We start from the raw sequence: 715 nt of genomic DNA on the forward strand, positions 1-715 counted from the left end.
CCCGCCATGTTCGAAGGCGGAATCGCCCTGGTCAGCACCCGTATCTGGCTCCAATCCCTCTGCCCGGGATGATCAACGCGAAGCCAAGAATTATCAAGCACTGGTCACATTTCAAAACACGGCCTAGGGCGTCAAGCGACTGTGCCGGATCGTGGTGGTCTCCCGCTCCGGTTCTACTGGTGGCGCTCGGCCACCGACGCCCGGACCGAGCGCGAGCGCGCCGACCGCGAAATGCGCGCACATCGCACGTATACACGCCGACTCCGACGGCACCTACGGGCGCCCGCGGAGCTACCGCCGAACTGGCCGCGACGGGCTGGGCGGTCAACCACAAGCGGGTGGGCCGCCTGATGCGCCGGCTCGGCATCGCCGGGCTGCACCTGCGCAAAAAGGTGCGCACCACCATCCCGGAACCCGCCGCTTCCTCGGTAACGGACCTGCTGGAGCGCGACTTCACCGCGGTGGCGCCTGGCCCCCGGTGTGCGGTCGGCGATGTGCAAACCTTGGACTATCCCCTCAGGCGCGGCTTGTCGCAGCCCCGCCCCGCCGTTGTCGGCGCCCTCGGCCGTCGGTGTCGGCGGGCGGTTCAGCCGGGGTGTCGTGCGGTGAGGTGGGCGTAGACGATGGTGTCGGCGAGGTATTCGTGGGTGGCCTGGTTGTAGGCGCCGCCGCAGGTGATGAGCCTGAGTGAGGGGTAGGGGGTGGGGGTGTAGGC

General features: G+C 68.7%; 1 protein-coding gene. It reads left to right on the forward strand.

What is annotated here, in order from left to right; genetic code table 11:
• Positions 1–68 precede the first annotated feature (68 nt).
• Complete coding sequence (locus KGA66_RS29275; protein ID WP_438822090.1) at positions 69–620, forward strand: IS3 family transposase; 552 nt, start codon at positions 69–71, stop codon at positions 618–620.
• Positions 621–715: the final 95 nt, after the last annotated feature.

This window comes from Actinocrinis puniceicyclus (genome assembly GCF_018283645.1).
GTDB classification, from domain to species: Bacteria; Actinomycetota; Actinomycetes; order Streptomycetales; family Catenulisporaceae; genus Actinocrinis; species Actinocrinis puniceicyclus.